The organism is Pedosphaera parvula Ellin514 (genome assembly GCF_000172555.1).
GTDB lineage: Bacteria > Verrucomicrobiota > Verrucomicrobiia > Limisphaerales > Pedosphaeraceae > Pedosphaera.
The window spans coordinates 33,556-49,207 of record NZ_ABOX02000016.1; the positions used below are offsets into that span (position 1 = coordinate 33,556).

Consider the following 15,652-nt stretch of genomic DNA (forward strand, 5'->3'; position numbering starts at 1 on the left):
TTCCTAACCCTGAACCTGCATGGCCCACTCAGGTTTCGGAGCCGTAAACTCCATGCGCTGCCGGTGTAGTGGATGCAGGAAAGTCACCCGCCATGCATGCAAACAGAGTGGCGCATCCTCCACGCGTAAGGTCTGTGTCTCGCCCAACTTATTGCCGGGCAAATAGACCGGATCACCGCACACCGGCAATCCCATTTGCCAGAGATGTACGCGAATCTGGTTGGTGCGCCCGGTCAATGGACGCGCTTCCAGCAGCGTCGTTCCATCTGCGTTTCGTTGCAGGACGCGAAACTCGGTTCTGGAGGGAAGTCCCTCCTCGAAATCCACCTCCCGCGCACCCGCTTCACTGGGTTCAGCACTGATTGGGGCGTTACAGCTAAAACTATCTTCCTTCGGAGTGCCCTGCACTTTCACGAGATAAAACTTCCCCACTTCACCATGCGCAAATTGCGGTTGCAAATGGGAGGCGAAATGCCGCGTCCGCGTCACCAAAACCACGCCGCTCGTATTCGCATCCAATCGATGCGCCGCCCGTGGCTTTTGCGGGTGATAAACCTGGTGCAGGATGTATTCGAGTGTGTTGCGATTGAACCGTCCACCCGCGTGCATCGGCAACGGTGCTGGTTTGTTCAACACAATGAGCGCCTCATCCTCATGCAAAATCTGAATGTCGCCATTCACCTCCGGTTCGGTGAGATTCGGCATTTTTTGCAGAATTCGTTTTCCTGCACTGACGATATGCTTTCCCGTCACCGGTAAATGGTCGTCCGTCACCAACAATCCCTGAGCCGCCAATCCTTCCCAATCCGCCCGTGGAATATGAGGAAGAATCGTATGCAAAAAGTCGAACAAACTCATCCCGTCGCAATGCTGCGGCACGTTCAGCGGACGATAATTGTCATACGGCTGACTGCCAGGCAAAGGCGCCACTGCGCGGCGAATCGCTTCGCGTCGTTGCGCCAGGTTCAGCGCATCCTGCTCCAGGCTGGTCTTGAAACAATAAGGACACGACTTTCCCGCCACGAATCGACTGTCCTGCTGGTCCTCCTTGTCCAAGGGCGTGAGGCACTGAAAACATTGTGTCGAGTCGGTCTCGTGCAGCGTCGGGTCCACTCCCACCCTTTGATCGAATACAAAGCATTCGCCCTGGTAATGCGCGTCACCGCATTCCTCGAAATACTTCAGGATGCCGCCGTCCAACTGGAAAATGTTTTTGAAACCCTCCCGCTCCATGAATGGTCCGGCCTTTTCACAGCGGATGCCGCCGGTGCAAAACATAACAATTGGCTGCTCTTTCATTCCGGCGGGAAGCTTGCTGACCGCGGCAGGAAAATCACGGAATTGATCGATGCCAATTGGCAATGCATTCTTGAAGGTGCCGAGCTTCACTTCGTAATCGTTTCGCGTATCGAGCAACGTCACCGGACGCCCTTCGTCCAACCATTGCTTGAGCGTTTTGGCGGCCAGTTTCGGCGAGGTGCGCTTTCCGGGATCGATTCCCGGCACACCAAACGCGATGATCTCCTTTTTAATCCGCACGAGCATGCGGTTGAATGGTTGATGATCGCTTTCACTGACCTTTACTTCAAATTTTTCCAACCCGGGAATGCTGCGCAGTTCCGCCAGCAGCAACTCCACCTTTTCCGGCGCACCCGCGACAAATAGATTAATCCCTTCAGTGCTCAACAGAATTGTACCTTTCAAGTTCCAATCCTTGCACACCGTTATCAACCGTGACCGAAGCGTCTTCAGATCAGTCAACGAGGCAAACTTATACGCAGCTATATTACTAAACTTTGGCATTCAAAGACCGCCAGCATAACGGCGAAACGCACCTGACGCCAGCCCCTCTTTTTGAGCTGCTTCCCCCTACTGCCTAAGGGTTTCTTCTCCTGCGGTTATGATGCTTTGCCCCTTGGCATCCACGATCAACAATTCCGCTTCGTGTGGCCCTTTCCTGATCAACGCCGCAGGCTTGCCTTCGGTCAACGCCAGCAATTCGTCATCATTGATCTTCCGAAACTCTTGTTGCGGCGATTGCGTATCGACAAAAGCCATTTCAGTTGATTTTGAACTGACCAACTCCACGAGACCGGGAACACTTTGCACCATCATCGAGGCAGCCATTGGCCGGGAACTGATCATCTCTACCCCTGAAATCTCCAGACTAGGCTGTTTCACTATTTTATTTGTCTTTCCCTGCCACAGCAACAAACCTGTTCCAATGACCAATGCCAGAGCCATTACACCTTGGCCCAGGCGTCGCGCCTGCTTCCGTCGCCGCACCCGCCTTAACGTCTGGTTCAACAGGGCTTCCCGAAATTCTCCCGGCGCAACTTCCGAGAGAATGTCGTTCCACAATTCGTTTTGTCCGTCATTTCTCATGCTTCAAATGGTGCAAAATAACTTCCTTCAACTGACGCCGTATCCGCCCCAATCGCGACTCCACCGCTTTTTCCGTGGCACCGATCCCGCTGGCAATCGACTTCACGGATTCGCCTTCGCCATACTTCCTTTCCATTAACTCACGATCCTCGTAAGAAAGTTTCTCCAGGCTTTTTTCCAACAATTCGATCAACCCGCTTTCGGTCTCATCGATTCCTGGAGGGTTGGAAGATTTGCTATAAAAGAACCGTTCCAACAACCCAAAATACCGCTTCCGCTTTCGCTCGGCATCCACCACGGAACTCCGCGCCAACACCGTCAACCAACTCCAAAAGACCTCCTCCGGATCAAACCGCCTTACATGCCGCACCACTCTCAACATGGTCGTTTGCAGGGCCTCCCGCGCCGCCTCTTCATTCCCGGAACTCAACACCAGCAAGTACCGCAACAGGCGATTGAAATAGAGCTCGTAGAACTTCCGATAGGCGGCCTCATCATTTGCAGCCATATCGGAGGTCAATCGCGCGACATCTGTCCGCTCGTCGGGCGCACTTTCCACTTTGGAACTTTCCTTGAGCACACTTCGTGGTTGGAGCGGAACATGTAAACCCGCACTTCTCAGCAATCCGTCATGGCCGCTTGGGCTCTCCACTTTTCGCTGGTGTAGGTTCTTTTTTCTCAGCGGCTGCGGGTGGCGCTTCCTTTAGAGGTAATTGCTCCAACACTGCATCAATCATTTTCAACTTCTCCGGCTCGCCTACGGCGATCAAGAGTTTGGTATCCTTATGAAAACTTAATTTAGGCGGTTTCCCCTGACCCAACATCTTCCACCCCGTCTCCAAGGCCGTGGTGATATCGTCGATTTTATACGTTTGCAGGTAGGGAGCCAGTTGAAAGAACCGGCAAATGGTTCCATTTTCCTCGAGTTCGGCAGGCGGTTTGGGAGGCACTTGATTGTAGAAATACCAGATCGAATCCTCTCTCGGCGGGCCGGCTGTTTTGAATCCATATGCCGTGACGCTCTGCTGATATTGTGAGCTCGCTCTTCCATTCACTCCGCCAAAATAGGTGCCGGTTACATAAGCCACCGTCTTTTGACTGGCCATTCCAACTGCCTCAAACAATTCTGGCACCGTAACCTGCCTCATCTTTAGCGCGGGTATGTGTACGGAGGCATGTTCCTCAGGGATGACTACATTCAATGGCTTACCGTTGGCTTCCACAATTGCCGCCACTAAGTCCGCAGGCACGCCGCCCGGAAAATCCAGATTGAATCGTGCTAATTCGGACTTCGGCTTATCGGCTTGTTCACCTTGGGAGTGGGCAGCATGCGCTGATGCGGCAGGTGGTTCCCGCAAAATTCTCGCAGGTGGTGCGGCAGGCGGTTCCGATTGCGCCAGTAATGCACCTGGCAACCAAGTGCTCCCAACCATCAATATGATTAATGTCTTTTTCATAAGATAAACTCTCGTTTCTTCATTCAGACACACGTCCCTCGCCTCCAAATCCTGCAAACTTTTTTCGCCACGGGCGGCTTTAACTCCTTTGGAACTTTGACGGCCAAAAGCTTAGCTTATCTACTTGATTGATTTCAAAGCACTTTCAGCGATAAATCAGTTTTACTTCTCTTGACTGCACCACATTTAGTATGTTAAAAATTAATTACCACAATATCAAGTGGCACCGGTTACCTATGCGTTGTCCGAAATGCGGCTGTCAGGACGATAAAGTCATTGATTCTCGCGCCTCTCGCGAGGGTGCCACCATCCGCCGACGCCGCCAGTGCATTCAATGTGACCATCGCTTCACCACCTATGAGGAAATCGAGCGCGAAGACCTTATGGTCGTCAAACGTGATGGGCGTCGTGAGGAATTTTCTCGTGAGAAGTTGCTCAGCGGACTGAAAAAGGCTTTTCAGAAGCGTCCAGTCAGTCCGGAGGCAATTGAAATGCTTTTGGAAAAAATTGTTAACGAAATCAACGAGAAGTACGAACGCGAAGTGCCAGGTGCATTTATCGGGGAATGCGTCATGGCCGGCCTGCGCGAGATTGACCAGGTTGCCTACGTCCGCTTCGCCAGTGTCTATCGCAATTTCCAGGAAGCCACCGACTTCGTCCAGGAAGTCAAAAAATTGGAGGACAGCGCCCAATGATTATTTTGGCTGATGATTGCCTCATCTTTCGCACCAGTGACGGCGAGAATATTCCCTATTCCGCCGAGATGATCTCGGTCGAACTCATGGGCGAAACGGCCCAGCTCTTTGACCCGGAGTTCATCAAGCACGCCGCCGCCGCCGTGTTTCATTTCTTTAAAAACGATCTCAAGCGCGAAGCGGTGACGATCGCGGAGTTCTCCGAAGCCCTGGAACAGGTCCTGCGCGGGTTCAAGCTCGATGCGCAAACACCGTCGCTCGAGACGGCCATCCCGCGCGTCGTGCAGTCCGACCTCACCAAGCTGGTCGCCGATTCTGATAAGGGTTGCGAACTCCTGTTCTTTCCCAGGCTGCGCGATGAATTACGCACGCAACTGCAGCAGTCACCCCAAATGCTTTGTTTCCAGGGACTGCGCAATTGCGTGAAACAGCTCGTTGGCGCCCAGCGTTGGAGTGTCCGTTGCCAGCAGGTGGAAGATCAGATTGTTGAATTTCTCCGCACTTGCATGTGCAAGGAGACGCATGGCACCAGTTGCGCCCTTGTGGTAAAGTAGCACTGCTGCTGAATTCGGGATTCTGACACCCGGATTACATCTTGGAATTCTATGACCCTGTTTGAAAAAATTATTGCCCGCCAAATCCCGGCGGACATCGTTTACGAAGATGATCTCGTGCTCGCCTTTCGGGACATTAAACCCGGTGCCCCCGCTCACGCGCTGATCGTTCCGAAGAAAGTCATTCCGCGCATCGCCGATGCGAAACCGGATGATGCCAAGCTTCTGGGTCACCTGCTCCTCAAGGCTGCAGAAGTCGCCGACAAACTGGGAGTCAAGGATTCCGGTTACCGTCTCGTCATCAATAACGGTCCTCACGCTGGTGAGTCTGTCCCGCATCTCCACTGCCACATTCTCGGCGGGAGAGATCTGGCCTGGCCGCCGGGTTAATTCGTATCAATCAACCCAGTACGGAGCGGTCTCCCTAAATCGTTAACCGATTTCCGGTTCTCCACGAGCCGCGTGCCAAACGCGTACAACGGCTACTGTCTGCTGCGACTCGGCAACTTCGTAAATAACCCTGTATGGACGAACAATAATCTCGCGTATGGATTCTTTTCCAATCTCGGGAACCACTCGGCCAAAAAGGGAAAATTTATCAGCTGATCCACTTTTGAGACTATGAGGAAGCCGAACGTTTCTGCGATTGCGAAATTGTCAGCGGCTATGAATTGGACGATATCCCGGAGATCCTCTCTGGCTTGCTCGGTCCAGACTACTTTGAAAGCCATGAGGCCAATTCCCTTTTGATCTGATCATGGGAGACAACTTCCCCACGCTTTACTTGATCAAGACCCTTCTGAACGGCTGCAAGAAATTCAAGACGATGCGTGATGTCGTCGAGTGTGGCATTCTCCGGCATTCGCTGGATAGTTTCCAAGGCAACTTGCTTGTCGCTCATATAAATAGAATGCCGGAATCAGGAGTGTTTGGCAACCTGAAGTGCACTTGTACTGAATCTAATAGAACTTCAGGGCGGGGCGACGCAAAGACCTTCTATCGACGCGACTATTTAGAACCTTGAATTATGCACCCGGTTGTGTCACGCTGTGTCACATGAAAACGGTCACCATTCGAGAGCTTCACGCGAAAACAGGAAAGTGGGTTCGGGACGCCGCTCGTCACGGTGAAATTTTGGTCACCGATCATGGCCGCACCGTGGCTAGGATTGTTCCTGAAGTTGAAGCTCGGGAAATACCCTACTTTGCCAGACGCCAGCTTTCTTCCCGATTCCAGAAACTTGCCGCCAGCGGCAAATTGAGCCGCGGTGTGGACAGCACACTGGCTATCTCGGAAGACCGCGATGACACCATTTCATGATCTACTTTGATACCAGTTATGTCGTTCGGCTGTATCTTCAGGACCCCGGATGGCAGAAAGTGCGCGCTTTGGCTGCGACGGACCAAATCGCTTGCTGTTTGCATGGACAGGCGGAATCCACGGCGGCATTCCATCGCAAATTCAGGGAAGGTGTTCTCAATCAACAAGAGCTGCGGCTTTTGCTGGCCGAGTTCGAAAAGGAATGTCAGGCAGGCGCATTCAGATGGCTTGCTTTGTCTCCCAGCATTGTTGCACGGTTAAGCAAAGCATATCTGGCCCTTCCGGCGGCAGTACACTTGCGAGCTGCGGACTCAATTCAGCTGGCGTCCGCGGCAGAAAACGGTTTTAAAGAGATTTATTCCAATGATATCCGCCTGTTGGATGCAGCCAGACACTTTGGTTTAAAAGGTGCCAACGTAATTTGAAATGAACCTTTGAGCAGGAAAAAAGCGAATATTCTTCAAAAATTCGGCTTTTCCAGAAGCAATCCATTCTCCGCCCTCGCTTCCGTTCAGGCCACCAATCCCTGCATCAGCAGCGGCTCAACGGCGGCCGGCAAGTCGTTGCAAACCTCTTCAAAGAGAGAACGGCATTCCTCATCGGTAAGCTTTAACGTCCGTGCTGCCGCGAAGATGAACCCTCGGGTGGTTTGATGGGCGTAACCAAATAGACCTTGTCGCAGGGGCAGGGAATAAACTGCCAGCGTCAACCCGTAGACAAGCGTATGCCAACCGGTCGCCTGCCCTTCATCGACGGCCACTAAATACCGCTGCACCGGACGCTGATCCTTCAAAGGCCTGAGCTTCTGCAATTGCCCTCGTCCCACCCGTTTGCTGGCGGCAGAAAAATTCTTCAGGATCGATTCCCGGCCCAATTGCTGATCAAGCGTCACGAGTTCGCGGATCTCATTGCGGCTCGCGTGGAGGAACGCGCGTTGAATGTAAGGCAACTCAAGCGGCCTGAGAATGCGCGCGTGATAATTTCGTAGAAAAGTCCGCAACTCCTCCAAATTGCTGATTTGCTGCATCTGCAGCGAGTCGGAGGCCCCGGCCAGCGTCACCAGTCCATCCAGCGACCCCAGTTGCTCCACGAGTGGATGCAAATCACCGAGCAACTCGATGGCTTCCACTGCTGTTTTTTGTTTCTTGAACAACGACATTTAAAATCTGCTTTAAAAATTTATTTAGCTTATCACATATCATCGTGCCTTGCTCATATTTATCTGGCTAGCAGGAAAAGTGCTACCTTGTGGGATTAATGACTTGCATGCACCCCATCACCTGCATTAATCTTTTGCCATCCCGTCTCACGTTTGGCTTGCTCCTTCCTCTGCTTGCTTGTATTCAACCCGCATGGATTCCAGGGAAGCGCTGGTGGCGCTCAATATGATCGACCATGTAGGGCCGGTTCGAGTGCGGCAATTGCTCGAACAGTTCGGCAACGCACCCGCCATTCTGTCCGCTTCCAAACAGCAGCTCATGCGGGTCCGCGGTATTGGCGAGGAAACCGCTGAATGTATAGCCAATTGGGAAAAGTCCATCGATCTCGCCGGTGAACTCAAACGGATCACTGATTACGGGTGCCATGTGCTCACACAGGCGGATGATGAATATCCCGAGTTGCTGCGCCAGATTTATGATCCTCCCTTCGTATTTTGCGGAACAATTTAGTAAACTTTTCCCTGACGCAATAGACCTTTCCTAATGCGGCTCTTCGGCGAAAGGCTGTGGCACTCATAATCTACTTGCGGCTTTCGTAGATGATTGCTTGGCTATGAAGGATGGAAGCCAAGCAATTCAACATCAGCAATCACCGTCTTCAGTCAAAGGATTTTTTGAAGCTAATTGACGAAGCGTTCATGTTCTTCAACCAAACTCCGTTGTGCACCCTGCCCCCAATGCAATCTTTCACGGGCTCGGGTGTTTATGCACTCTATTATAGCGGCGACTTTCAGCCCTATCTGGAGATTGCGAAGACCAACAAACTGAATGCAGGCTCCCGAGCGGTATATGTAGGGAAAGCAGTTCCAAGAGGATGGAGACAGGGCCGAACCGTTGCAGATGAGGAGGGCGAGGAGTTGCATTCAAGGCTCCGAGAACATGCAAAGAGCATCAAGCACACTCCGAGTTTAAAGCTGGGTGATTTTACATGCCGTTTCATGGTTATGGAAGGTGCCCAAAGTGACCTCATAGGCACTGTTGAGGCGGCCCTGATTCGAAGATACATGCCCCTTTGGAATTCCGTCGTGGATGGCTTTGGAAATCATGACCCCGGCAAAGGAAGATACGAACAAGCACGTTCGGAATGGGATGTCCTCCACAAAGGAAGACCTTGGGCCGAACGGCTTCGAGGAGTATCACCAGAAACCAAGGATATCCTTGAAAAAATTTTAAGTTATAGTAAAGCCAAGCGGTTTTCTGAATGAGTGATTCAATACAAATTCTCAGGAGCTTGGAATTGTTTGCAGGTGCAGGCGGACTCGCAATTGGATTGCACCATGCGGGGTTTAAACCTCGAGCTCTGGTCGAGTTCAATCGTCACGCGTGCGAAACTTTGCGGTTCAATGCCGACAATGGATTCGAAACCTTGAACGGTGCGAAACTATTTGCTGGCGACGTGCGCGAGGTCGATTTTGCCGAAATTGATGCTGTTGACGTGGTAACAGGAGGCCCACCGTGTCAACCATTCTCAATCGGCGGCAAACACAAAGGAAGGCAGGACGAACGGGACATGTTTCCTCAAGCCGTGCGAGCAGTCAGAACTTTGAAACCTAAGGCATTTATTTTTGAAAACGTAAAAGGCTTGTTGAGGGAAAGTTTCACGGAGTATTTCGAGTTTGTTGTGCTACAGTTATCATATCCGACGATTTTACGTCGGGTTGGTGAAGATTGGCGTGACCATCTTTCAAGGCTGGAACGACACCATACAAAGGCAGGCGAGGCGGGCGAATTGGCTTATCGAGTGGTGTTTCGGCTTTTAAATGCGGCTGATTATGGTGTCCCTCAATTTCGGGAACGTGTTTTCATCGTAGGGTTTCGTCACGATTTGGGCATTGAATGGTCATTTCCAAAACCAACCCATTCTTATGATGCGTTGGTCAAAGCGAAATGGGTGACGGGTGACTATTGGGAGCAGCACAAAATTGCGAAGAAGCACCGGCCCAAAATTCCTGATACATTGAAAAAACAAGTTCAATTTCTTAGCTCAGAGTTCGATATGTTCAACATGCACGAACGGATGCGAACCGTTAGGGATGCACTGGTTGGTTTACCCGAACCACAGTTGAAGCCGGAAGGATATGGCGTTGGGCTAACGAACCACGAACTTAGGTTAAAGGCACGTTCCTATCCGGGACATACGGGCAGCCCCATTGACGAGCCATCGAAAGCTCTGAAAGCAGGCGGACATGGCGTTCCGGGGGGAGAGAACATGATTCTGTTTAACGACGGCACGGTGCGTTATTTCACCACACGTGAGGCTGCAAGGATTCAGAGATTTCCCGACAATTACCATATTTGCGGTTCGTGGACCGAAGGCATGAGACAGGTTGGGAATGCGGTTCCTGTCGAACTCGCTCACGTGGTCGGAGCATCGGTGCGAAAACAACTTTTGAAGAATGGACGTTCTCAGCAAAAAGGAGCGTTCTGATGTAATGTCTCGCGTTCGTAGTCGGGGCAATGCGAGCACAGAATTATATTTGGCTTCACTCCTCCGACGGTCCTCGGCTCATGGATGGCGACGACACATGAGCTTGGTGGGCAGGCCAGATTTCGCTTTCTTAGGCCAGCGAGTGGCAATTTTCGTGGACGGATGCTTTTGGCACAAATGTCCTAAATGTTACCGGCAGCCTAAAAGCAGAAAGGCCTTTTGGATTGAGAAGATTCGAGTTAATCGGGCACGTGACCGACGGGTGAATAAGATGCTGAGGGCGAAAGGATGGAAAGTAATCCGTATTTGGGAATGTGACCTGAAGAGAAACCCGTCACGGTGCATCAAACGAATCATCCGTGCGATTGCAACCAGTAATCCCGACGGAGCCAGGCTCCGTCGGGATCGGTGAAAGTCAATTAGCCTTCAATTGAGGAACCGTTTTCTCTGGACGGTCAGAACCCTGCCACTAAATCCCTCACGTGAGTTCCCAAGGCTTTGGCAATTTTCACCAAGTTGTCCAGAGTGGGGGATTCTTTTCCTCGTTCAATTCGACTGACAAACACTGCACTCAAATCAGCCTTCTCAGCCAACTTTTCTTGACTGAATCCAGCCTCCTTTCGTTTGGCTCGAACGGCCTCACCCAAGAGGCGGCGGTGCTTCTGATTTGCCAGCATGCAAAGTCAGAGAAGCAGTAACCAAAGGAAACGACCATGTCGGTAACGACTAGTTTCAGCTTGCGTGTTGTCACCAGTAGGTGTGAAATCCCAACCGTTTTGAGGCTTGCTGGGAGCGGTGGAAGAGGTGTTGCTTCCCGGCGATTATGAAACCATCTATTAAATTAACAAAATCAGTATCCACAATTATTGTAATGAAAACGATTCACAAATGTCCCAAGGCATACTTGCTCGGCATTGCGTTGAGCTGCTTGTTCCTAGTTAGCGGCTGCGGTTCGTCTGTGGGCCAACCCACCAAATTTCAGAACAAAGAAGATGCTGCGAAACATGTTCTGGGCATTTACAAACAGGTCTATGACGACTCGCTGGAACGGGAAACTGAAAACGCAAAGAATGACCTAAATCGCCCAGATGGTGTGTCACCGGGAAACCACTACTTTCTCTTTAGTGTCCTTCCCGAAGGGAAAATCTATTCATGGGCATTCAACGACAGGCTCAAAATGATAACACCATTTGGTAAATTAATGGAAAATAAACCGGATTCATACACGCTTGAAAAACAGAGCGATGACTGTTGGATTCTGACTTGGGATGGGAACCAATTTGCCATCTGCGACAATGGTTTGATGTGGGTCAAAGGTCAGCAGACCAACAAATTTGTCAGAGAGAGTAACAAGCCTGTTTCCTCATTGGATGAGGTGTTTATTTACCACGGTAGAACGCCGATAAAGTTGGACCAATGATTTTGGAAAGGAATGGACGGATACCAGTATCCCGACTCCGCCAGGCGGAGTCGGGATCAGTTTTAATCAGGTAGGCTGCAACAGCCGGTGAACTTGGGTAGGGGTGAACTGACAGCCACGGTTTGTTTTGATTCCTCGGAGGTTCAAGGCATTTGCGATTTCAGCCAACTTTGTAAGCCCTGTCTTTTCCATGACCTCTGTGACCGTCCGGCGAAGTTCCGTGTTCCGGTCGGCGGCCAGTTTCTTCCAAGCCTTGTTAGCCTTAGGGATGGCATCACGATACTGGGGATTACCAAAGGTCACACCACGTTTGCGGGCTGCCTCCAGTGCGGCCTTGGTGCGGACGGAAATCATGGTTCGTTCGTGTTCTGCGACAGCAACCAAGATATGAATCAGAAAAGGGGTGGCGTGAGGGTTATCAGCAGCCACGAAATCCACCTTTGAGTTTTGCAGGGCGGTCACGAAATGAAGATTGCGGGAAAGTCGGTCCAATTTGGCCACCAGCAGGATGCAACCCTTAGCCTTGCACTCACGGACGGCTTCGGCCAGAACAGGACGGTCACTCCTTTTACCTGATTCAACCTCCACAAATTCCCTTACGATTTCGGCCTCTGGCCCCATGGAACAAACGAAATTTGTGACGGCAGCACGTTGGGCCTCTAATCCTAAACCTGATTCACCTTGGCGGGTGGTGGAAACTCTCAGGTAGGAGATATATCGTTTTGTAATCATGGGGACACTGAACAAATTGCCGATACGTTTGGCGACAGCATTTTTTACAAAATAAAACCGACACTTCGATTTGTAAAAGCTGCGAGAACTGGCCGTTTTTCAGCAATTTGGTCACCTCGGCTGATATTTATGGGTAATCATTTCGTGTTACAAAGCCCACGTTCGGATTTCCCCTCCGGCGTGGGTTCTTTCTTGCAGATTTTGCGTCTGACGTTGCGAGCCACGCGAAGGGTCATGAGAACATGGGCAGACAAGTTCAACATGTGGCATCCGGAATCTTGACTGCTTTTTTATAGAAATGAGCAGACCAGTTGGGCCGGAACTCAGAAGCGGTGACATTCGTGCAGAATTTGCGTCTGGCCTGCGGTGGGGGATGTTCTGACTGAAATTATAGAAAGTTTTTCTAAATACCCCCAGACCCCCAGTCCGTGTCGGGGACGACAGTTTATCCAAAAATTCAGCTCAGCACAATTTATTATACTAGTTTCGCGTTACAAAATCGGTCTGGCGGAAAAAATGGCGGACCCAATGCAAACAACCCTAGGTAGTTCGAAGCAGCGTCTTCGCGTTCTAAGTCAGAAGGGCACCATTTTTTTTGGCATCAACACCACGTTTAGCTTTGAGAGCCCGAGACGGCCAGGGCATTTGCACAGGACGAAGAACAAGCGGGATGGCCATCTTGGCCAGCTCTGGTGAAAGACACCAACCGATTACTACCACTGCGACAGTTTTGGAAAACACCATGAGCGGACGGCCCACAATCACGGCCCCGACATACCACCATCCGTGAACTTCTGTGAAATAATTCATTGGGCATCTCCTCGTGTTAGTTTATCAATTTCTGCGAGCAGTCCAGCATAGGAGATTTCTACACCACCAAGCTCGTCTCGTATGACGACAACACGAACAAACCCCCTCTCTTCCAAGCGAGACAGACTGGCTTCAAACTCAGCCACTTCAAGCCCAGCCAAAAAAGACAGGTATTCGATACTCGGGTTTCTGGAAAGCTTGGGGCGATGGTAGTCCACGACTGCGAGGATGACGGCCAAATCTTTGGCAGCGTTGGCGTCGGTAAATAATCGGTGCAGACAACGAACCAATTTCTTAGGAAACGGCACGTATCCTTCGTCTAAAAGAGGCCTTGTCCACTTGCATACCACTTGCATTGGCAATGCTGTGGTGGCCACTTGCTGTCTGACGAACTGAGAATCATTTTCCATCTAAACAACTAATTAGCCTAATTAGATGTCAGGTTGCAAGGAGAATTTTTAAGTTTCTTCCTCGGAGCCTAAGGGGCAGTTTTGGCATCATCGGCAGCAGGCGAATCCTTTTGAGGGAGGCGTATGGTTTATCGAGGTAGCAGTTACCTTTAATCGAGCAGGATTCCGACGATTGACTACAAAGGGCTGTCAACATTGTAATTGTCACAGCGAGGGCATTGCGGGAGCCTAAACATGCAATGAATCAGAAATCTGAAAAAGCGAATCCGACTTGGAACCAAACTGGCGTGCGATATGGGATTTGGATTTGCATTGTTGCGGCAATCGTTTTTGTGATTCTTGGATTTGTGGCTGCACGATTGGGCTATCAAACTCCACGACCAGGACTGGACCATCTCACCGATTTGGGGAACTTCGGAAGTTATCTCCAAGGGACGACTGCATCTCTCTGGTCCTTGGCAGGGTTGCTAATTATTTTCGTAGCCTTTTTGGCACAGCAACAACAACTCACATTGCAGCAAAGGCAATTTGAACAGCAGAGTTTTGAAAATCATTTTTTTCAACTCCTCACGTTGCACGATGAAATTGTGAAAACCCTGCGGTGCGAGGACGTTGAAGCGGAAGGCAGCCTCATCTTTCGAGTGATGCATCGAAGAACAGTGGTGGCTTATCAGGATGTTGAAGGCGGGCCGATGGAGCATCACACCGAAGCCTCAGCAGTTAAGTGTTACCAAGGAGTGTTTGATTCAAATCCGGAGGTGCTGGGTCACTATTTTCGGAGTCTCTACCACATCATCAAGTTTGTGGATGACAGTCGGCCTGCAGATAAAAAGCGTTACACCAGCATCGTTCGGGCACGACTTTCGGCTTACGAACACGTTCTGCTTCACTATAACGGCCTTAGCGAATATGGGGTCAAAAAATTTAAACCCCTGATTGAAGAATACGAACTCCTCGAAAATATGGGGCCCGGACTTCTCATGAATCCGGAACATCCAACCTCCTACTCTCCAAAAGCGTTTGGCGATGATAGGGTGTTGTTCAAGTTCCAGAGGTCTAATCCTACTCCGGCACAATCACCACACCTTGCAGTCGATTCCAAACCAGCTTGAACTTTTTGGTTGCATCGTAGGGTCGGTCGAGCCGACGTTCACCCTCGACCTTCATGCGGAGCGGTAGGCCCTTATCGTCCACGATGGCACCCTTTAGAAATTCCGGCGTTTCGTTGTTATTACTTTTCATTTCGATTCCTTCGGTTTTGTTTTTCAAGTTCCTTGCGTCGAGTATCAACCTGACGTTTCTTTTGAATTTTGGTCTGGAGAGAAGCAATCTCCTCTCGACGTTTGGCCACCAACATTTGGTAACGGTCAAGTGCAGCACTCTCCAAGACCTTGGAGCAGTGAGGGCAGAGCCGTTTGTTGGCCTCCTCATAGAGCACGTCAGTGAAAGCCTGGCGAAACACTTGGTCGAGCACGGCGTCCGATTTGATTTTCTTTTGTGGAGCAAAACTCATGACTTCCCCCTTTCGGCCTTTGAGTCCTTCTCCTGAGCAGCAGATAGGAATCTTTTAAGTTTTTCCATCTCAGTTTCGTTATGTCGGCGTCTCTGTGCCTCACTTTTCTCGGCCTCTGTTATGATTTCATTGGCCACCTTTTCAATCCATGCGGCCCTTTCATCTGGCGAGCGAGCTGCGGTGTTATTTATATTTTTATTCATTGCGTATCTTTCTTTTGAGGTTCTGAGTCGGTGCAGACAGCAGCAATATGTCTGTCCATGGCCTCACTAAATTTTAAATGGCAGTTCTCTCCCGCATCGAAAACTTTCGAAAATGGGACACGGAAGCCTTCAACCTTGGTCAGGTAGTTTACGGCCCTCTGGTATCCGTTTGGGTCAAGTTCGATGGCATAGGGGCGAACATCGTGGTTTCCTCCACCGGCTTTTTCCCAAAGTTTTCCAAAATTGACAGCGAGCTTGGCAACATCCTTGTTCGACAGGTTGGAGCCATCGAGCAGGAAATGGAAGTGGTAGCGTTTGTTTGTAAAGTCACCCTCTTGTTTGAGCACCCACCTAAGCTCTGCAACCGGCATCTTGTAACGGCGTGCGAGCAAATGGATGACGGCCTGAAACATTTCCATTCTTTTGACTGAGGAAACGGGACTACGGAATGACAGATGTCCCATGATTTTCCATGTCTTGATGTGGTTGAGTCGTTCTCGACTCG

At 50.6% G+C, this 15,652-nt stretch carries 25 protein-coding genes and 1 pseudogene; 11 read left to right on the forward strand and 15 right to left on the reverse strand.

Annotation, left to right across the window (positions count from 1 at the left end; all coding sequences use genetic code 11):
• Positions 1–3: 3 nt before the first annotated feature.
• The 4 genes from trhO to CFLAV_RS14190 form a co-directional block, all read right to left on the reverse strand.
• Positions 4–1,803, reverse strand: coding sequence for an oxygen-dependent tRNA uridine(34) hydroxylase TrhO (trhO, locus tag CFLAV_RS14175; protein WP_007415435.1), 1,800 nt, complete (start codon positions 1,801–1,803; stop codon positions 4–6).
• A gap of 66 nt (positions 1,804–1,869) precedes the next feature.
• Positions 1,870–2,385 carry a hypothetical protein gene (locus CFLAV_RS14180; RefSeq protein WP_007415436.1) on the reverse strand — a complete coding sequence of 172 codons (516 nt, stop codon included), beginning with the start codon at positions 2,383–2,385 and terminating at the stop codon, positions 1,870–1,872.
• Complete coding sequence (locus CFLAV_RS14185) at positions 2,375–3,037, reverse strand: RNA polymerase sigma factor (RefSeq protein WP_150107418.1); 663 nt, start codon at positions 3,035–3,037, stop codon at positions 2,375–2,377. The genes CFLAV_RS14180 and CFLAV_RS14185 overlap by 11 nt, the downstream gene beginning before the upstream one ends.
• The gene (locus CFLAV_RS14190) at positions 3,015–3,842 is read right to left on the reverse strand and encodes a hypothetical protein (RefSeq protein ID WP_007415438.1); all 828 of its coding nucleotides are present in this window, start codon (positions 3,840–3,842) and stop codon (positions 3,015–3,017) included. Before CFLAV_RS14190 ends, CFLAV_RS14185 begins: the two co-directional genes overlap by 23 nt.
• A 236-nt stretch (positions 3,843–4,078) precedes the next feature.
• On the opposite strand from CFLAV_RS14190, the gene nrdR reads away from it, so the two are divergent.
• Genes nrdR through CFLAV_RS14205 form a run of 3 tightly spaced genes read left to right on the forward strand, consistent with a single transcriptional unit; the run spans position 4,079 to position 5,481 of the window.
• A complete protein-coding gene (gene nrdR / locus CFLAV_RS14195; RefSeq protein ID WP_040548768.1) occupies positions 4,079–4,537 on the forward strand; it encodes a transcriptional regulator NrdR in 459 nt (152 codons plus the stop codon).
• Positions 4,534–5,091 (forward strand): hypothetical protein, encoded by a 558-nt coding sequence (locus CFLAV_RS14200; RefSeq protein ID WP_007415440.1) that lies wholly within the window; start codon positions 4,534–4,536, stop codon positions 5,089–5,091. The genes nrdR and CFLAV_RS14200 overlap by 4 nt, the downstream gene beginning before the upstream one ends.
• Positions 5,092–5,142: 51 nt before the next feature.
• A complete protein-coding gene (locus tag CFLAV_RS14205) occupies positions 5,143–5,481 on the forward strand; it encodes a histidine triad nucleotide-binding protein (protein WP_040548770.1) in 339 nt (112 codons plus the stop codon).
• A gap of 42 nt (positions 5,482–5,523) precedes the next feature.
• On the opposite strand, the pseudogene CFLAV_RS37855 reads toward CFLAV_RS14205, so the two are convergent.
• A pseudogene (locus CFLAV_RS37855) lies at positions 5,524–5,822 on the reverse strand (type II toxin-antitoxin system RelE/ParE family toxin).
• Positions 5,807–5,992, reverse strand: a complete 186-nt coding sequence (locus tag CFLAV_RS14215; protein ID WP_040548781.1) for a hypothetical protein — start codon at positions 5,990–5,992, stop codon at positions 5,807–5,809. The pseudogene CFLAV_RS37855 and the gene CFLAV_RS14215 overlap by 16 nt, the downstream one beginning before the upstream one ends.
• 155 nt (positions 5,993–6,147) lie before the next feature.
• On the opposite strand from CFLAV_RS14215, the gene CFLAV_RS14220 reads away from it, so the two are divergent.
• Positions 6,148–6,411 (forward strand): type II toxin-antitoxin system Phd/YefM family antitoxin, encoded by a 264-nt coding sequence (locus tag CFLAV_RS14220; protein WP_007415444.1) that lies wholly within the window; start codon positions 6,148–6,150, stop codon positions 6,409–6,411.
• A complete protein-coding gene (locus CFLAV_RS14225; protein ID WP_007415445.1) occupies positions 6,408–6,836 on the forward strand; it encodes a type II toxin-antitoxin system VapC family toxin in 429 nt (142 codons plus the stop codon). The genes CFLAV_RS14220 and CFLAV_RS14225 overlap by 4 nt, the downstream gene beginning before the upstream one ends.
• Positions 6,837–6,922: 86 nt before the next feature.
• Here the strand turns inward: CFLAV_RS14225 and CFLAV_RS14230 are convergent, their stop codons facing one another.
• Complete coding sequence (locus CFLAV_RS14230) at positions 6,923–7,570, reverse strand: urease accessory UreF family protein (RefSeq protein ID WP_007415446.1); 648 nt, start codon at positions 7,568–7,570, stop codon at positions 6,923–6,925.
• Positions 7,571–7,763: 193 nt separating this feature from the next.
• Here CFLAV_RS14230 and CFLAV_RS14235 point away from each other — a divergent pair, with 193 nt between their 5' ends.
• From CFLAV_RS14235 to CFLAV_RS37620, 4 genes are all read left to right on the forward strand, one after another.
• A complete protein-coding gene (locus tag CFLAV_RS14235) occupies positions 7,764–8,081 on the forward strand; it encodes a helix-hairpin-helix domain-containing protein (protein WP_007415447.1) in 318 nt (105 codons plus the stop codon).
• Positions 8,082–8,308: 227 nt separating this feature from the next.
• Positions 8,309–8,836, forward strand: a complete 528-nt coding sequence (locus CFLAV_RS14240) for an Eco29kI family restriction endonuclease (protein WP_237712402.1) — start codon at positions 8,309–8,311, stop codon at positions 8,834–8,836.
• The gene (locus tag CFLAV_RS14245) at positions 8,833–10,059 is read left to right on the forward strand and encodes a DNA cytosine methyltransferase (RefSeq protein ID WP_007415449.1); all 1,227 of its coding nucleotides are present in this window, start codon (positions 8,833–8,835) and stop codon (positions 10,057–10,059) included. Before CFLAV_RS14240 ends, CFLAV_RS14245 begins: the two co-directional genes overlap by 4 nt.
• 4 nt (positions 10,060–10,063) lie before the next feature.
• On the forward strand, positions 10,064–10,471 hold the full coding sequence (locus CFLAV_RS37620; RefSeq protein ID WP_202796901.1) for a very short patch repair endonuclease: 408 nt from the start codon (positions 10,064–10,066) through the stop codon (positions 10,469–10,471).
• A gap of 43 nt (positions 10,472–10,514) precedes the next feature.
• Here CFLAV_RS37620 and CFLAV_RS37625 read toward each other — a convergent pair whose 3' ends face one another.
• A complete protein-coding gene (locus CFLAV_RS37625; protein ID WP_007415450.1) occupies positions 10,515–10,736 on the reverse strand; it encodes a helix-turn-helix domain-containing protein in 222 nt (73 codons plus the stop codon).
• Positions 10,737–10,882: 146 nt separating this feature from the next.
• On the opposite strand from CFLAV_RS37625, the gene CFLAV_RS14255 reads away from it, so the two are divergent.
• Positions 10,883–11,479: a hypothetical protein gene (locus tag CFLAV_RS14255; protein WP_150107419.1), complete on the forward strand. Its 597-nt coding sequence runs from the start codon at positions 10,883–10,885 to the stop codon at positions 11,477–11,479.
• Between the two features lie 66 nt (positions 11,480–11,545).
• Here the strand turns inward: CFLAV_RS14255 and CFLAV_RS14260 are convergent, their stop codons facing one another.
• The 3 genes from CFLAV_RS14260 to CFLAV_RS14270 all read right to left on the reverse strand — a co-directional run bounded on the left by CFLAV_RS14260 (position 11,546) and on the right by CFLAV_RS14270 (position 13,431).
• The gene (locus tag CFLAV_RS14260; RefSeq protein WP_007415452.1) at positions 11,546–12,211 is read right to left on the reverse strand and encodes a recombinase family protein; all 666 of its coding nucleotides are present in this window, start codon (positions 12,209–12,211) and stop codon (positions 11,546–11,548) included.
• Between the two features lie 570 nt (positions 12,212–12,781).
• Entirely contained in the window at positions 12,782–13,021 is a 240-nt protein-coding gene (locus CFLAV_RS14265) for a hypothetical protein (RefSeq protein WP_007415453.1), read from the reverse strand.
• Positions 13,018–13,431 carry a hypothetical protein gene (locus tag CFLAV_RS14270; protein WP_007415454.1) on the reverse strand — a complete coding sequence of 138 codons (414 nt, stop codon included), beginning with the start codon at positions 13,429–13,431 and terminating at the stop codon, positions 13,018–13,020. The genes CFLAV_RS14265 and CFLAV_RS14270 overlap by 4 nt, the downstream gene beginning before the upstream one ends.
• 239 nt (positions 13,432–13,670) lie before the next feature.
• Between CFLAV_RS14270 and CFLAV_RS14275 the strand changes: the two genes are divergently transcribed.
• Positions 13,671–14,543, forward strand: coding sequence for a putative phage abortive infection protein (locus tag CFLAV_RS14275; protein WP_007415455.1), 873 nt, complete (start codon positions 13,671–13,673; stop codon positions 14,541–14,543).
• Here CFLAV_RS14275 and CFLAV_RS34930 read toward each other — a convergent pair.
• Genes CFLAV_RS34930 through CFLAV_RS14290 form a run of 4 tightly spaced genes read right to left on the reverse strand, consistent with a single transcriptional unit; the run spans position 14,494 to position 15,566 of the window.
• Entirely contained in the window at positions 14,494–14,673 is a 180-nt protein-coding gene (locus CFLAV_RS34930; RefSeq protein WP_007415456.1) for a hypothetical protein, read from the reverse strand. The two genes, CFLAV_RS14275 and CFLAV_RS34930, sit on opposite strands and share 50 nt — an antisense overlap.
• Positions 14,663–14,944: a hypothetical protein gene (locus CFLAV_RS14280; protein WP_007415457.1), complete on the reverse strand. Its 282-nt coding sequence runs from the start codon at positions 14,942–14,944 to the stop codon at positions 14,663–14,665. Before CFLAV_RS14280 ends, CFLAV_RS34930 begins: the two co-directional genes overlap by 11 nt.
• Positions 14,941–15,147, reverse strand: a complete 207-nt coding sequence (locus CFLAV_RS14285; RefSeq protein WP_007415458.1) for a hypothetical protein — start codon at positions 15,145–15,147, stop codon at positions 14,941–14,943. Before CFLAV_RS14285 ends, CFLAV_RS14280 begins: the two co-directional genes overlap by 4 nt.
• A complete protein-coding gene (locus CFLAV_RS14290; protein ID WP_040548784.1) occupies positions 15,144–15,566 on the reverse strand; it encodes a hypothetical protein in 423 nt (140 codons plus the stop codon). Before CFLAV_RS14290 ends, CFLAV_RS14285 begins: the two co-directional genes overlap by 4 nt.
• Between the last annotated feature and the right edge of the window lie 86 nt (positions 15,567–15,652).

What these genes read in the sequence shown, in the direction of transcription:
- trhO (WP_007415435.1), bottom strand. Translation starts at nt 1,803, where the DNA reads ATGCCAAAGTTTAGTAATATAGCTGCGTATAAGTTTGCCTCGTTGACT.
- CFLAV_RS14180 (WP_007415436.1), bottom strand. Translation starts at nt 2,385, where the DNA reads ATGAGAAATGACGGACAAAACGAATTGTGGAACGACATTCTCTCGGAA.
- CFLAV_RS14190 (WP_007415438.1), bottom strand. Translation starts at nt 3,842, where the DNA reads ATGAAAAAGACATTAATCATATTGATGGTTGGGAGCACTTGGTTGCCA.
- nrdR (WP_040548768.1), top strand. Translation starts at nt 4,079, where the DNA reads ATGCGTTGTCCGAAATGCGGCTGTCAGGACGATAAAGTCATTGATTCT.
- CFLAV_RS14200 (WP_007415440.1), top strand. Translation starts at nt 4,534, where the DNA reads ATGATTATTTTGGCTGATGATTGCCTCATCTTTCGCACCAGTGACGGC.
- CFLAV_RS14205 (WP_040548770.1), top strand. Translation starts at nt 5,143, where the DNA reads ATGACCCTGTTTGAAAAAATTATTGCCCGCCAAATCCCGGCGGACATC.
- CFLAV_RS14215 (WP_040548781.1), bottom strand. Translation starts at nt 5,992, where the DNA reads ATGAGCGACAAGCAAGTTGCCTTGGAAACTATCCAGCGAATGCCGGAG.
- CFLAV_RS14220 (WP_007415444.1), top strand. Translation starts at nt 6,148, where the DNA reads ATGAAAACGGTCACCATTCGAGAGCTTCACGCGAAAACAGGAAAGTGG.
- CFLAV_RS14225 (WP_007415445.1), top strand. Translation starts at nt 6,408, where the DNA reads ATGATCTACTTTGATACCAGTTATGTCGTTCGGCTGTATCTTCAGGAC.
- CFLAV_RS14230 (WP_007415446.1), bottom strand. Translation starts at nt 7,570, where the DNA reads ATGTCGTTGTTCAAGAAACAAAAAACAGCAGTGGAAGCCATCGAGTTG.
- CFLAV_RS14235 (WP_007415447.1), top strand. Translation starts at nt 7,764, where the DNA reads ATGGATTCCAGGGAAGCGCTGGTGGCGCTCAATATGATCGACCATGTA.
- CFLAV_RS14240 (WP_237712402.1), top strand. Translation starts at nt 8,309, where the DNA reads ATGCAATCTTTCACGGGCTCGGGTGTTTATGCACTCTATTATAGCGGC.
- CFLAV_RS14245 (WP_007415449.1), top strand. Translation starts at nt 8,833, where the DNA reads ATGAGTGATTCAATACAAATTCTCAGGAGCTTGGAATTGTTTGCAGGT.
- CFLAV_RS37620 (WP_202796901.1), top strand. Translation starts at nt 10,064, where the DNA reads ATGTCTCGCGTTCGTAGTCGGGGCAATGCGAGCACAGAATTATATTTG.
- CFLAV_RS37625 (WP_007415450.1), bottom strand. Translation starts at nt 10,736, where the DNA reads ATGCTGGCAAATCAGAAGCACCGCCGCCTCTTGGGTGAGGCCGTTCGA.
- CFLAV_RS14255 (WP_150107419.1), top strand. Translation starts at nt 10,883, where the DNA reads ATGAAACCATCTATTAAATTAACAAAATCAGTATCCACAATTATTGTA.
- CFLAV_RS14260 (WP_007415452.1), bottom strand. Translation starts at nt 12,211, where the DNA reads ATGATTACAAAACGATATATCTCCTACCTGAGAGTTTCCACCACCCGC.
- CFLAV_RS14265 (WP_007415453.1), bottom strand. Translation starts at nt 13,021, where the DNA reads ATGAATTATTTCACAGAAGTTCACGGATGGTGGTATGTCGGGGCCGTG.
- CFLAV_RS14270 (WP_007415454.1), bottom strand. Translation starts at nt 13,431, where the DNA reads ATGGAAAATGATTCTCAGTTCGTCAGACAGCAAGTGGCCACCACAGCA.
- CFLAV_RS14275 (WP_007415455.1), top strand. Translation starts at nt 13,671, where the DNA reads ATGAATCAGAAATCTGAAAAAGCGAATCCGACTTGGAACCAAACTGGC.
- CFLAV_RS34930 (WP_007415456.1), bottom strand. Translation starts at nt 14,673, where the DNA reads ATGAAAAGTAATAACAACGAAACGCCGGAATTTCTAAAGGGTGCCATC.
- CFLAV_RS14280 (WP_007415457.1), bottom strand. Translation starts at nt 14,944, where the DNA reads ATGAGTTTTGCTCCACAAAAGAAAATCAAATCGGACGCCGTGCTCGAC.
- CFLAV_RS14285 (WP_007415458.1), bottom strand. Translation starts at nt 15,147, where the DNA reads ATGAATAAAAATATAAATAACACCGCAGCTCGCTCGCCAGATGAAAGG.
- CFLAV_RS14290 (WP_040548784.1), bottom strand. Translation starts at nt 15,566, where the DNA reads ATGGAAATGTTTCAGGCCGTCATCCATTTGCTCGCACGCCGTTACAAG.